Raw genomic sequence first — 13080 nt, forward strand, 5'->3', positions numbered from 1 at the left:
TTAGCCGCCTTGTTTCGCGCGATGAGTGACTTGTTCGTACGTGCTGCCGAGTGTTTGGAGATGAACAAAGACCACTTCATAGAGATAGTTTTCGATGTAGGGATAGCGGATGCGATCTCTCCTCAGATAGCCGAGTAAGAATCCTTTGACCAATTCGAGCAGCGCGCGTACGGCACGAAGGCAAGAGAGAATCGCATGGATCCGTTCCGTCGTCGTGTCGTACACCACACGTTGCCAATCTCGTCCTGATACAAACATCTGCTTGGCACACCAGAGCAGCCGCATCTTTTCTGGTCTTACTAAATGGGACACCGTAAGTCGTGGCTCGTAATAGATCATCTCATTAGGTCGCTCTTGCCGAACTCTCCGTTGCAGTGAGGTCTCTTCGCCATATCCCAATCGGGTGCCTGTCATCCCGACTGCCGTATTGAAACCGCCGAGCTGCTCTAGGAGGGACCGTCGAATGAAGATGTTTGTGCCGGACAGATAGTGGTCTTCATCAAGTACACATGAGATCGACCCGTCATCATAGGTTCCGTACCGGTCGAGATACCATCTTGGTTTCAACGAATGATAAAATGGCCGGTACGGACCTCCAAAGATTGCAGGAGCCACGCGCACAATCACCTGATGCGCGATATCCAGCCATTCTTGTGGCACCGTGCAGTCGTCGTCGATGTATGCAACGTACAAGCCTCGAGCCGCTTGAAACCCGGTATTGCGGCTATGAGAGAGTCCTTGTTGTGCTTCAAAGCAATATCGGACATGCGGGTGCTGTCGACCGATGTCGGCGACGTGTTGTCTTGTTCCATCAGTAGAATTGTTATCAACAACGATGACCTCATAGGACGTCGGTGCGAGCGTCTGTTCACAAAGGCTTCTCAGTGCAGCAGCCATGAGATCGCAGCGGTTGTAGGTGCAGAGCACGACGCTCGTCAGTAGCGACTCAACTTGCGGCACGACCCATCCTCATGACTTTTGTATGGGGATCCTTCCGGATGAGACATTTCACGAAAAACTTTAGCTGTTGGATGGGGCTCCACGTCGCAGATGCCAAATGCGGAATACGCCAAAATTCCAACAGCGTCCGAACTCCTTTGTGAGTCGCCGATGCGCAGACCTCGCTCCATCGTCGACCCAAGACCATAACAAGCTCTTTCTCCGAGTAGACCTTGCATAATCTATTCGCATATATAAGCTTATCAAACCATGCACGAGTCGCCGAGAGAAATGTCGTTGATGACTCAAACCGCCATTGACTGAGATGATGATGCAGAAGTGCTTCCTCAGGTGATGGGTTGATACCGAGGCGAGCAAGCTGACTTGAGCGAATCGCTCTTGCGGACTCTTCGGTTTCCAATTCATACCGTCGACCAATTTGCTGTGGATGGATCCGATATCGCAGCAGGATGGTTGGTACATTGGCGAAACGGGTGTGCGGAGAGGCCCGCACCCACAAATCATAGTCTTCAGCGTGCACGGCCCGCTCATCGTAGAAGAGATGATGAGTGAGGATCAGGCTTCGCCGAAACATCGTCGCAGGGTGGGCTAATGATGAAGAGAAGAGCAACTGACAGCGGATGGTACCATCATCGATGGGATACTCCACCACTTCAGAGGTTTCTGCACCAAATGTTTCAATCCATGATCCGCAGACTCCAATGTCGAGATGCCGATCCAGGTATTCGAGTTGCATTGCAAAGCGATCCGGCATACTGACATCGTCGGCATCCATTCGTGCAATGTACTCACCTCTGGCCACCATGATGCCTTGATTCAACGACGCAACGAGCCCTTGCTTTGACTGACGGTAGACCCGCATGCGGGCATCTGTTTGCCGTAATTGATCGAGAATGTGTGGCGTGCGATCGGTTGACCCATCGTCCACTACGATCAGCTCCCAGTCGTGGACTGTCTGGGCCTGGATACTGCGAATGGAGTCCTGAAGATAGGTTTCCCCGTTACATACCGCTAAAACACAACTAATTCTGGGTGAGGTGGACACGTGATGACCTGTAGAACTCAGTCTTACGACTTCTACGGTAGACTAATAGGTGGTGCGAGTCTTCCCCAATGATCGTCTCTCCCCACTCTATGTGGGTGTTCGTAACCGCTCAGCCGGTCATTTTGCTAACACATACCAGTCGTCTTGTTTTGACACGCCTTCAAAGATTCGCTCGTACCCATTCTGAGACAGTAAGCTGAATATCTTGTCTCGGGCTGGGGTAAAGTTGTGCTCACATGTGATGATGCGAAACTTGTGCCGTTCAAAATCAAAACGGTTCAATATGTCAAACTCGCTTCCTTCAGTATCAATCGACAGATAGTCAACGAGCGTTGGAGCATTGTGTGTGATCAGTAAATCCTGCAGTGAAATGGTCGGCACGTCATACCGTTTGCCATGTGCACGCTTGTGTGTGTGAAGATCATCATCTCGATACATGTCGATCGTAGAGAGATCCGAGGTGTCAGTTTCGTAAAATGATACAGTCTGACTCGACTCTTTCCAGACGCATTGTGTGTCAATAGCGACTGAGCGATTCCTTTTTAGTGCTCCGTGCCAACAGAGTGCCGGTTCCGCCAGAATACCTGTCCAACCGAATTCTTTCTCCAATAAATATGTATTGGAATGATCGATGCCGTTGGTGGCGCCAAATTCCACAAAAAAACCAGCTCGCTTAAAATTGAGTTGTGAGAGGACGAATAGGTCCTGCCTGCTCTGGGCCGTGGACTGGGGGAGATATCTGATCAGATCCGGGGTGTACTCGGAGGGAGTCTTGATCAGGAACTCAATATCAGTATCACTGGTCGCGTTCAGTCGTTGCCTCAAGCGTTCAAGACGACTGTGTCGTGTAATGACCATGTCGAATCGCTTAAGTATCGTATTCAGCGTTGTCGCGACAGTCATTAGTCCAGAGCTCACGCTATGCCCCATAGGCTGTCATGGCTGTGTGATACGTTCAAAAAAAGAAATGAAGGCGTGTCGATCAAGATGGTATGATTTGGGTGTGGTAAAGTGTGGTTGCTTCAACAGGGCAAAGTACAAATCATCGTTCTGATCGATTTCCATGATGTGCTCGATGAGCTGCTTGTGGTTCGAAAACTCATAGGCATTGATGAATGCCTTCGTATTCCAGTCTTTATGAACATCAGGATTGCCCCAATAGATGGGAATGCTGTTGACTAACTTGGGGTGGACCAGTTTCTCGGTGGTGTAGCCAGGATATTCACTATTTTCAAATGCGATGGTGAATTTATATTGGCTTAGGAACTTCATCTTGTCGTCGACATAGTAGCCAAGATTATTGAGTGCTCGGCCTCCAGCGTCCACCCGTTTGTACTTTGAGAGTTTCTGGAATAAGGTATTTCTTTCACGAGCGTTTGGATTGGAAAACAGAAAATTACAAAATTTTATCTTCTCACGCTTGACCTGCTCACAATCGATGTGTTTGTCAAAGCCATCCAGAATACCCCATTCATACAACGTCACTGCCGATAATGGAAATCGTAGATGGCGATCATCGTTCAGATAGTCAAACGTCACCGCGTACTGACATTCTCGAAAGTTCGGTCTGATATTCTCACCGGTGTAAAACACTTTGGGGCAGGTATAACGTTTGTGATTGGAGCCGAAAACGCTATAGATTAAAAACTCGGGAGAGTCTGAGATTGTGATATCGAAGCGTTCTGATAGGATTTTATAGAACACATTGTCGAAATGGGACTTGCCCGTTGGGTTACACTCAAATCCTTCCCAGAAATCTGTGAATGCCAGGCATAATGGTTGTTTCATCGGCATGTCATGTTCCCATTGTCACGCGTTGAAGGCGAACTCCATTAGTTCTCTGTCTAGCGCACCTCTTGCGTCTGTCCGGTGACCACGCGTTGAGCACCGTCAATTCGGGCTGCAAGGTTGGCCAGGCCGATTTGCTCAAAGATCTCTTGGAATCGCTGGCGGTAGGTATGGTCTTTCAACGTCCGCCGATACCCAGCCTCTGCAATGGCTGTGCGCTCATCTTCATGTGAGAGGTAGTAGCGGACTTTCTCGATCATCTCCTCGGTAGAGTAGAAATTGACCACTTCCTCGCCGAGTTTATAGTAGTCTTCGAGATGTGCCGCATTCTCCGTCAGGAGAAACCCCCCGGTGCCGGGAACTTCGAAGTTGCGCCCCTTGATTTGCTCTGTGGTATGTCCTGCAGGCCCTGCTGGTTCTGTTACTGTAGGTTGAGTGAGTTCAGAGTTTTGAGAGATCTGTGTCCACCCGGTCGTACTCCCCTTCCTGGCAGTGGTGAAGGGGATGTACTCGAGCAGCCGCCAAAGAAAATGTGTCTTCTGTGAAGGGGCATCTGGATCGTCATGAGAATTCGCGTCGTATGCAGCAGTGAGATTGAGGTTGATACGGCTTGTGTTGAAGATCCTGATCATCTCATCTTGAGAGGCTCTTCCAGAGTCCCACCCCTGTCCCCAAGTTCTGACGTTAATACCTGCATCCCTCAACTGTTCGATTACCTTTCGTCGTTGCCCATAGGGTTGCCCGATAAATGTGACATCGTACTCCGGTGGAAGGCTCATCCGGCGATACAGGAAGGTGTTGCAAGCCCACTGGCTCTTGATGACATTGTGGTACCCGATCTGTGCATACTTCGGGAGGGCACTCTCTGCCGTCGTGACGACCCATCGGAAGCATGGCGCCCAGAGGCGGGAGTACCGTTCGAATCGCCAATGGTCGTCACAAAACCAGTTGATGGTCACAATTCCAAGGTCCTCTGTCACGTGACGTAGAGTCGATGCATGAAACTCGTCGGTGAAGAGTACGGTGAACATCAGGTCCGGTTTCTCGGTCTTGGCCACTTCCATCAGTCGGCTATTCATCCAGGTTTGGCCATGCTCTTGCATCAACGTCATGAAATCGAAATACACGATGTCATGCCCCATCTTGAGTAGGCAGTCGTAAAAATTGTAGTGCTCAAAACTTGGTCCCTGGTTGGGACGGCCGTAGTCATATTTCATCGCGACATATAAGATGCGCATACCGCTCCTGCTAGCACCTTGGGGATCCCCCACCTACGACGGCTGGAGCAGCGCAGACCTGGTGGAGTACGTTTTCATATTGCTGGGCGATGTGTTGCCATGTGAATCGAGCAGCCCAATTCCGTTTTCCATTTCTTCCAAGCTCACGGCGTGTCGTTCCATCATTGGAGAGGTGGACCCATCGTTCAGCAAATGGTTTAGAATCAATCCGGGTATAGCCTTTGTGATCGATCAACGAGGGACCGATCATGCCGGCCCCGGTCCATTCTGCAATTTCGTGAGCATTGCCGACTTGAGCGGAAAGAAACGCGGTGCCTGCTGCGGCAGCCTCAAAGAGCACCAGAGGGGAATACTCGATATGTGAGGCAAAGACAAAAAGATCGGCATTCATGTACGCTTGTACAAGCTCCGGCCGAGGCATATCCGTTACCACCACCCTCTTGTTGGTTCCCGGCTGATTTAGTTGTTTCAAGAGGGATTGCATCTCATCGCGAAACGGTGGTGGATTGTGATCTGGTTTATGCCTTCTGATGAAGTCGAGTAGACAATGATAGGTCTGTGACAATATGGCCCAAATGGTTGCCTCATCCTGACGAGATTCAGCGGTACTCCATTTGTGATGATGGGTCAACAGTTCTGATGAAGTTGCCGACGCTGCGGAAGTCCTCTTGTCTGGTTCAGCAATGTAAGCGTTCGCGTTCAAGAGCAATACTGAGGCTTGCTTTCCAAAATCACAGGTGAGGTAGGATCGCAGTAAGTCCGCATGCCCCTTGTCTACGGTAAAGGCACCTACGGTGAGGAAGAACCGTTCCTGATCCAAAATCCCCCACCGTTTTCGAAATGCAGGGTCGTTCTCGACGGCAAACTCTGTTTCACTCGCCCCGTTTGGAATGATGGAGAACCGTTTTACCCCACACTTCTTTGCGAAGCGGATGTCTCGATAATCGGAAGCATGAAAGATCAGATGATCAAATTGTTGCAAGATGTTGGGCATCTGAAGGAAATAGGCTGCATAGGATGGTTCATAGAGACATGAAAAACCACAGGGGATGAGAATTTTTCGAGAAGGGATCTCTTGGAGGATAGGTATCAATGCATCAAGGGTCCACTGTTGGGCCATGTTGATCAAGACAACGTCAAAGTCGCCTGCAGATACAAAATTCCGGTACTGTGTGACCTCGCCATCCAAACCCTTCACGAAGTTGCCGGATACATCAAAGCCCACCACGCGCACCCCATTGAGTTCCGTAAATGTGCGGGCCCGGAGCTGTGAGGTGGCAACTGTTACATCGTGTCCACGGGATACCAGCCGTTCGGCAACCTGTTGCATGACCTCTTGAATGCCACCGATGCTGGGCGCGTAGAATTCGCAGCAAAACAGGATGTTCACAATGTTAACTCCCTAGCCGTCGAGGTGGTCCGGCTGGCATCTGTGGTGAATTAGCCATGCAATTGAGGGGTGGCGCTGCCGTTAGGCAGCGTCTGTACGAACGCCTGTTGTTTTGAACTGCTCTATCCAAGTTTGAAGCATTCGTGTTTCGGTTGGGGACTCATCCACCAGACTCAGTCCCAATATTTCCTTCACTCGGCCAATCTGTTCTGCTTTTGAGACAATCGGACTCCCCTTTGTGCCAATGACCGTGATGTTATATGTTCCCTGCCATTCTCCGGCTGTGAAGGTGAGATTCCGATATCCCAACGCGGTCAGGACGTGAGTGAAGCGCTCCCGATACCAACCATCGTAGTGGACGGCCCAACTTGCTTCATGCGATCCAAAAAGATGACGGAGAATCTTGAGTTGCTCACCCAATACCGGAGTTCGGAGGTACTCCTGAACACAACGATGGAAGTCTGGCGTCTCGATCATGAGTCGCCCCCCTTCTTTGAGCCAGCCATACCAGTCAATCAATAATCGCAACGCAACTGGTCTCTCAAAATGTTCAAAGACGTGATGGAGCCGAATTTCGTCTATTGTTCCTGCAGGATAGTGAAGTTGTGATACGTCAGTAAAAATGTCAGCTTTCGAGTGTCGTTGAACTGAGTGTCGACTTGGATGGAAATCTACATTGATGTATCCAGGCAAGTAGACCTCGCCACATCCAAGGTGAAGCTTGAGGGGCTTATCGGGTGAAGATGCTGTGCTAGTGGCGTTTGAACGTTCACGCCTACCAATAAGGAGCTGCTGACTATTTTTTCGAATCCTCCTTAGCGCAGCTTTCCCCATTGCCAATGGATCATGGGCACAGAGCGTCATAACATGTGGGAGGGTTGCCAGATAGCGATGGTCCGACAAGAGCGCTTTTGTGTATGCCTTGCGAAGCATCGTCTCTTGGCGCTGCAGGGTGTTATCAGTAACTACCTGAGTACTTGTTCTGCGCCGTAGGAAGCGACGTAGACGGTTGATCACCATCAGCCGTGAATCCCAGTGTTGTGCGACAGGAATTGCTCCCCGAATGCTGACGGATGGGATATCGCGGTATATGGCAAGAAGCGCTTCTAGATATACAATCGCTGACTGAGTGGCCACTCTCAGCCAAAGGTCATAATCCTCAACTGCCCGTAGAGCGCGGTCTTCACAAAATAGGCCTACCTGTTCAAGTGTTGAGCGTCGGACCATTGCCGTTGACGTAATGATAAAATTATTCTCAAGCAATGCTGGCAAGACCAGCCCGCTATGTCCTTGATCATCCTTTAGGTAGGGTCGACTGGGTTTTTCTTCATGCTGGCGAACAACAAAGGCGTTGGAGCAGACCAATCCTACGGTGGGGTGTTTGTGAAACACTGAGACTTGTTGAGAGAGCTTATTGGGAAGCCACTGATCATCGGAGTCTAGGAACGCAATCAATTCTCCTTTGGCGAGCCTGATGCCAGCATTTCGCGCGACAGCAGGGAGCCCTGAATGTTCAACCTTTACATATCGGATAGACGAAAACTGCCGAGGGAATAAGATTGGCGTGTCATCTGTAGATCCGTCGTCAATCACGATGATTTCCACATCACCGTGAGTCTGGTTCAATACCGAATCAACCGCCCGGCAGAGCAAGGGAAAGCGATTAAAGGTTGGGATGATGACGCTTACGCACGCCATAGGTTTCTCAATGTGAACCAGGAGCCCGTACCATGTTGCAGTTCTATCGTGGTCGGCATGCCGCCATGCGCCCGTGTGAATCCCTCTGCTGTCTTAGTCCGGTCTTCATAGGCCAAGTAAATCCAATCACGTTGATTCGGCTTCTCTGGATCAAAGAAGATCCCACGCCATCTTTCCTGATAGGCGGTACGGTCGTTCTGTTCGCTCTCCAGGTTCGAGGTCCTGACTGCCAGATTAGCATGCGAAAAATGCTCAACGAACGACGTGGGACAGTCTACGACTTCATACCCTTGCTGCCAGAGCTTGAGGCACACATCGCCATCAGCACAGTAGAATTGGTAGCGATCTTCATCAATCCAAGCCACTTGTTGAAGCGCAGCGCGCACGTAGAGACCATGATTCACGAACATCTTCTCACCATGGGTTAACCCCACCCAGTATTCTTGCTGCTCCGGCCAATTCCTCCAGTAAAATGCAACAGCACCTATGTTGTGCCCTTGCTGCCGCAAGGTTTCACAATGTTGAACACCGTTCATGACAGCGCCAGGAACAAGGAGTGAATCATCGCTGATCATGACGATGTATTGCCCCTCTGCACATTTGAAGCCCAGGTTCATGAAGTAGCCCCAACTTCTGCGCTTGCTCACTTGGTCAATGGCGCTAGTTCGGTTGTGCTGAACGATCGTGATAATCTCGGATTGATCGATAAGCCATTCTGTGGAGCCATCGGTTGATCCGCCATCGACGACAATGATTTCATAGGGCAGAGTGATGCCATTCTGGCGAATGCTCTGAATTGCCTCCTGGAGAAAAGTTTTGCGGTTGTAGGTGCCGAGCACGATGCTCACGGTCGCTGATGCCGAGTGTCTCGGAATCTGCTGCACAGCTGGAGTCTGATGGCGGCCCACTGTTCCATCGAATAGACGTGTGTTTCCCATCATCTAGCCTGTTCACTGCTACTCGGGTGACTCTGTAATGTTTCTGCCTCGATCAGATAATGCAGCCTTACATGCCTCATACGTCTTTATACATTGGTGCGGATTGACTCTTCCGTACCCTTCTGCGCGCAGATGAAGAAGCTATGCATTGCATCAGGCCCTGTATTGAGGTGTGTGATGTGACATCCCATCTCCTCTACGGCCTGTTGGATCACTGGTGGAGTTGGAATCCATTTGTGACCATCACCAACAAACGGTGACCCAGGATGCCATATGGCGCAATTGGGATGTGGGAGGTAAAGGAAGATCATCCCGCCAAGTCGCATGCGATCTATCCAGTCTTTGAGGATTTCTTGCCACGCCTCAATATGCTCAAGGCAATGTGAGCTAAACACATAGTCCAAGGAACCTTTCTCGAAGTCAGCCACGCATCGGTTCGTGCCAAGCCCTCGCCACAGATCGACAGGGGTGGCGCCGGGCAGAGGCCACAGGCCAGCACCAACATCAATGCCGTTTCCCCGACAATGCTTCAGTGCTTCTGGGAAAATGGCATGTGCAGCTCCTCCTACCGTGAGATAGTCAGGGTAAAATGCGTTCTGATAGATCCATCCTCCAGGCCTACGCGTTAACTCAGGATGATCGAGCAACGCCCGATACTGGAAGAAGAGGTCCGGCACATTCGGAAGTGATTCGAGGGGCTGTTGAGCGGAGTTGCCTGGCCCTGGAATCCTTTCCGAACACAGCCGGAGGCCTAGCGCTTTGGCTGAACGGATGGGATGAACGAGATGGCGTAATTGAAACATCGTATCCTGTCACCAACGCAGCGCAACGATCAGATCACCGTTCACGTTTCTGGAACGTGTAGTGATTCTGATCAACGTCTGCCCTTCGATATCGTATTGAAACCCAAGTAAGAACAAGATGTCCCCCAAGTCGAGCGTTACGCGACGGCCTGCTGGTATCGGTTTGACACACTCATTCGGACAGCGTCTTTTACACGTTCGATGTCTACACGACGGATACAGTGGGCGTCCATTGATGCACAGTATTCCTTGCAAGGGGTCACAGCCGTGTCAGGCTGGAGCACTTGGGAAGGAACTCCCCATGGACCGAATCGCAGTGGGGAGTTCGACCAGTAGGGGTTCCCATTGGAAGGATGGCATGAAATCTCGATAACCGGGGCCCCTGCGGCTGCCGCCACATGCATTGGGCCTGAGTCATTTCCGATGTACAGATTACAAGATCGAAACAGCGTGCCGAGCTGAGGCCAGGTCGTCATGCCGACGGCATTGATCACATCTTTCCCCAAAGACTGTGCCACAGTGTGTCCAGTCTTGACATCAGATGGTCCCCCTACGATGACGATGCGAGCATCGTATTCCTTCGTGAGCCAACGTCCCAGCTCAACATAGTGCTCCTGCGGCCATTGCCGTGTTGCGGATGCCGCTCCGATTCCAAATGCGATCAAGGGTGTGTGATGAGAAATGCCGAGATCGCTCAGTATATTGGATAGTGGTTGTTCTTCATGTTGTGGTTCCCATAAAGCGAGGCAATCGTTCTTAGGGTTGCCTCCGATAAAGCGGATGATGTCCAACCCTCGGTCGACCTCATGCTTGAGCGAACTGTCCATAAGGGCATGGCTATAGAGACTATCAAACCCGTTATTCATAGCTTGTTTGTGCTGAACGACGTGCTCAGAGTACCCCACGCGCCACGCCGCACCGCTCCAATAGGCCAGGTGGGAGGCATGGTAGAGATCCGCATCCCATCGAGGGACTATCGCTAAATCAAACCTGCGTAACCAAAGATGCTGTGCGGCGAACAGAAAGATCCTCCTCATCCGATCAAGGGTTGGGGTATAGCCGAGTGGACCGGGGTCATAGACCAACACGTCATCGATGAAGGGACAATCGGCTGCAAGTTCTGCCACAGTGGGTTTCACAACGAGCGAAATCTTGGCTTGTGGTATTGCCTGACGAAGCTCGCGTAGAAACGGAGTCGATAAAATCATATCCCCTATATCATCTAGGCGAATGACAAGTGCACGATCCACCGTCTTGAGGTTTATGATATCCACTTTTTTGCGGTATCCCATTATCTGAAACAGCGGCTCGCTCAATCTGATTGCTCCTCGGGGTGACGATATTTCTCGGATAGCCTGGTTCCACATTAACCTGTCCTCCACGTCAAGCAGAGAGAGCGAGAGGTTTACTTCACCGCAATGGCACGCTCAATGTTTCTGGCCGATAAATACGTATGTTCCGTAATGAGCAGAAGGGTTGCGACCTTCATCTCGACTCAAGATCTTGTAGTGAACCTTCCGAAAGACCTGTAGTAATTCGTTATCGAGTGTTTCATGATCAATACGAATAGGGTGTCCGATATCGTCTCCGATGCGCTGCACATCATCAAAGTTGCTCAGGTCTTGCCCAATCACCAGGAATCCCCCGGGCTTGGTGATGCGAACAGCCTGCCGGATGCACGCTAGGCTGTCCCGACAGTGATCGAGCACGTTAATAACGACGACAAGATCAAAGTAGTCTGATGCAAAGGGACATTCCTCAAGCGGATGATCGTCGACATGCACCTTTCCCTCTTGCCACATTCTCGCCAGCCATTGTCCCCTAAAGCGCAGGTACTCGTTGACTAAGGGATCACTGCAGATCAGATGGGAGGCTGATCGACCTTCAAGTATCACACGAACATTTGTGTATGGACCTGACCCCAGCTCAATGGCATTGCTAAACCTGGAAGGTAAGGCTCGATATTGGTCAAACTGCTCTGCCCACCAATGATTCCAGTCATCACCCGCAGATGGCAGATCAGCTTCTTGTCCCAGTTTGTTGAGCACCTTTGCAGTAAGCCTCTTGAGAGGGGTTGTCAGGACGTGAGACCGATCAGGATGCTGAGCACGCCAGTACGCTCCTTCCCATTCTTGGGCTTGTTGCCAACGCTCGAGGCTCACGCACAGCGGAAGTTTTTCCATGGTCTGCATCCAATTTCTAGCAGGTATAGGGTTTAAGACCATTCCATACGGTCGAACAGAACCGATCCCATGAATAGTGTGTTTCGATCAGCCGTCGTCCTTCCTGGCTGATTTCCTGTAAGCGCTCTTCTGGAGCAAATTGAAGAGCGAGTAAGATGTTCACGTTGTGCTCGATATCAGTCGAGCTCAATGTGGTGATGGCAGGAACATTGTGGTAGCCCGATCCAGGTGTGCAAGCAACCGGGAACCCCCAGGCCATTGCCTCAAGAATGGTGGTGGGGTTTGCATCAGAAATGGAGGTGTTAATAAAAAAATCAAACTGATTGGCGAGTGACACCATAAACGACGGTGTGAGAGAGGCATAAGTAGCAATTCGTTTCATGCCTGAAAGTTCTCGTCCACCGCCGATCCATCCATTGGGAAATCCTGATACCTTGGCCATAGTCTTTTCTAGGATGTCACACCCCTTTTCAGGCCTATCACTGCTGCTTCCAATGTAAAAATACCCACGCCGTCCAGGTGGGTTAAAGTGTTTCTTGAGGTATGGATACTCAGCCCCATCAATAGCCATATCGAGGCTTGTGATTTTGTGTTTCCACGGCGCAAAACAGGATTGACTCAATGTCTCCTTCCAGTAGGGACCCATAATGCCGAAGACCTGGTCCGCTTGGTCGAGCAGAGGGAGCGAAAACTTGTTGATATCAGGCATGGCATGATGAATGGGAAAAATGAGTGCCTTGTGCTTGCAGGGCGCAGTGGAAGAAAAGGCCCGCTGGATAATGGTGTCTGGATTTGGGTGTGGGTGACCCAAGATAATATCATCGGTCTTCCAGTCGATGTGACCGGTTTCTTCTAAACTATAAAACCGAATAGGGTGACGTTGCTGTAGGTAGGACAGTAACCGCATGGTGATAGAACCAGGTGCTGGTAGTGGCGTAGGAGTTTCAGGAAACCATCCATACCTATACCAGTGAGGGAACGTCGTTGAACCATTTCCCAAGTTTGAATAGCGAGACAAGAGCTGTGCGAACATTCCG

General features: G+C 50.6%; 12 protein-coding genes. All 12 read right to left on the reverse strand.

Features of this window, described 5'->3' with window-relative positions; all coding sequences use genetic code 11:
• The 12 genes from ACMTNU_RS05190 to ACMTNU_RS05245 all read right to left on the reverse strand — a co-directional run bounded on the left by ACMTNU_RS05190 (position 1) and on the right by ACMTNU_RS05245 (position 12950).
• Complete coding sequence (locus ACMTNU_RS05190) at positions 1-960, reverse strand: glycosyltransferase family 2 protein (RefSeq protein WP_413934169.1); 960 nt, start codon at positions 958-960, stop codon at positions 1-3.
• Positions 947-2005 carry a glycosyltransferase family 2 protein gene (locus ACMTNU_RS05195; RefSeq protein ID WP_413934170.1) on the reverse strand — a complete coding sequence of 353 codons (1059 nt, stop codon included), beginning with the start codon at positions 2003-2005 and terminating at the stop codon, positions 947-949. The genes ACMTNU_RS05190 and ACMTNU_RS05195 overlap by 14 nt, the downstream gene beginning before the upstream one ends.
• Before the next feature lie 117 nt (positions 2006-2122).
• Positions 2123-2908, reverse strand: a complete 786-nt coding sequence (locus tag ACMTNU_RS05200; RefSeq protein ID WP_413934171.1) for an FkbM family methyltransferase — start codon at positions 2906-2908, stop codon at positions 2123-2125.
• 33 nt (positions 2909-2941) lie between these two features.
• Entirely contained in the window at positions 2942-3793 is an 852-nt protein-coding gene (locus ACMTNU_RS05205; RefSeq protein ID WP_413934172.1) for a glycosyltransferase family 10 domain-containing protein, read from the reverse strand.
• A gap of 56 nt (positions 3794-3849) precedes the next feature.
• The gene (locus ACMTNU_RS05210; RefSeq protein ID WP_413934173.1) at positions 3850-5031 is read right to left on the reverse strand and encodes a glycosyltransferase; all 1182 of its coding nucleotides are present in this window, start codon (positions 5029-5031) and stop codon (positions 3850-3852) included.
• Between the two features lie 10 nt (positions 5032-5041).
• Positions 5042-6421, reverse strand: coding sequence for a glycosyltransferase family 4 protein (locus ACMTNU_RS05215; RefSeq protein ID WP_413934174.1), 1380 nt, complete (start codon positions 6419-6421; stop codon positions 5042-5044).
• Between the two features lie 81 nt (positions 6422-6502).
• Entirely contained in the window at positions 6503-8119 is a 1617-nt protein-coding gene (locus ACMTNU_RS05220; RefSeq protein ID WP_413934175.1) for a glycosyltransferase, read from the reverse strand.
• Positions 8107-9060, reverse strand: coding sequence for a glycosyltransferase family 2 protein (locus ACMTNU_RS05225; protein ID WP_413934176.1), 954 nt, complete (start codon positions 9058-9060; stop codon positions 8107-8109). The genes ACMTNU_RS05220 and ACMTNU_RS05225 overlap by 13 nt, the downstream gene beginning before the upstream one ends.
• An 83-nt stretch (positions 9061-9143) precedes the next feature.
• Complete coding sequence (locus ACMTNU_RS05230; protein WP_413934177.1) at positions 9144-9860, reverse strand: hypothetical protein; 717 nt, start codon at positions 9858-9860, stop codon at positions 9144-9146.
• A gap of 137 nt (positions 9861-9997) precedes the next feature.
• The gene (locus tag ACMTNU_RS05235) at positions 9998-11176 is read right to left on the reverse strand and encodes a glycosyltransferase family 9 protein (protein ID WP_413934178.1); all 1179 of its coding nucleotides are present in this window, start codon (positions 11174-11176) and stop codon (positions 9998-10000) included.
• Between the two features lie 111 nt (positions 11177-11287).
• Positions 11288-12043 (reverse strand): class I SAM-dependent methyltransferase, encoded by a 756-nt coding sequence (locus ACMTNU_RS05240; RefSeq protein WP_413934179.1) that lies wholly within the window; start codon positions 12041-12043, stop codon positions 11288-11290.
• A 16-nt stretch (positions 12044-12059) separates the two neighbouring features.
• Complete coding sequence (locus tag ACMTNU_RS05245) at positions 12060-12950, reverse strand: hypothetical protein (protein WP_413934180.1); 891 nt, start codon at positions 12948-12950, stop codon at positions 12060-12062.
• Between the last annotated feature and the right edge of the window lie 130 nt (positions 12951-13080).

It is taken from the genome of Nitrospira sp. BLG_1 (genome assembly GCF_047338595.1).
GTDB lineage: Bacteria > Nitrospirota > Nitrospiria > Nitrospirales > Nitrospiraceae > Nitrospira_D.

Bases quoted from the DNA above. Each gene is read 5' to 3' on its own strand.
- ACMTNU_RS05200 (WP_413934171.1), bottom strand. From the start codon at position 2,908: ATGACTGTCGCGACAACGCTGAATACGATACTTAAGCGATTCGACATG.
- ACMTNU_RS05205 (WP_413934172.1), bottom strand. From the start codon at position 3,793: ATGAAACAACCATTATGCCTGGCATTCACAGATTTCTGGGAAGGATTT.
- ACMTNU_RS05210 (WP_413934173.1), bottom strand. From the start codon at position 5,031: ATGCGCATCTTATATGTCGCGATGAAATATGACTACGGCCGTCCCAAC.
- ACMTNU_RS05220 (WP_413934175.1), bottom strand. From the start codon at position 8,119: ATGGCGTGCGTAAGCGTCATCATCCCAACCTTTAATCGCTTTCCCTTG.
- ACMTNU_RS05225 (WP_413934176.1), bottom strand. From the start codon at position 9,060: ATGATGGGAAACACACGTCTATTCGATGGAACAGTGGGCCGCCATCAG.
- ACMTNU_RS05230 (WP_413934177.1), bottom strand. From the start codon at position 9,860: ATGTTTCAATTACGCCATCTCGTTCATCCCATCCGTTCAGCCAAAGCG.
- ACMTNU_RS05240 (WP_413934179.1), bottom strand. From the start codon at position 12,043: ATGGAAAAACTTCCGCTGTGCGTGAGCCTCGAGCGTTGGCAACAAGCC.
- ACMTNU_RS05245 (WP_413934180.1), bottom strand. From the start codon at position 12,950: ATGCGGTTACTGTCCTACCTACAGCAACGTCACCCTATTCGGTTTTAT.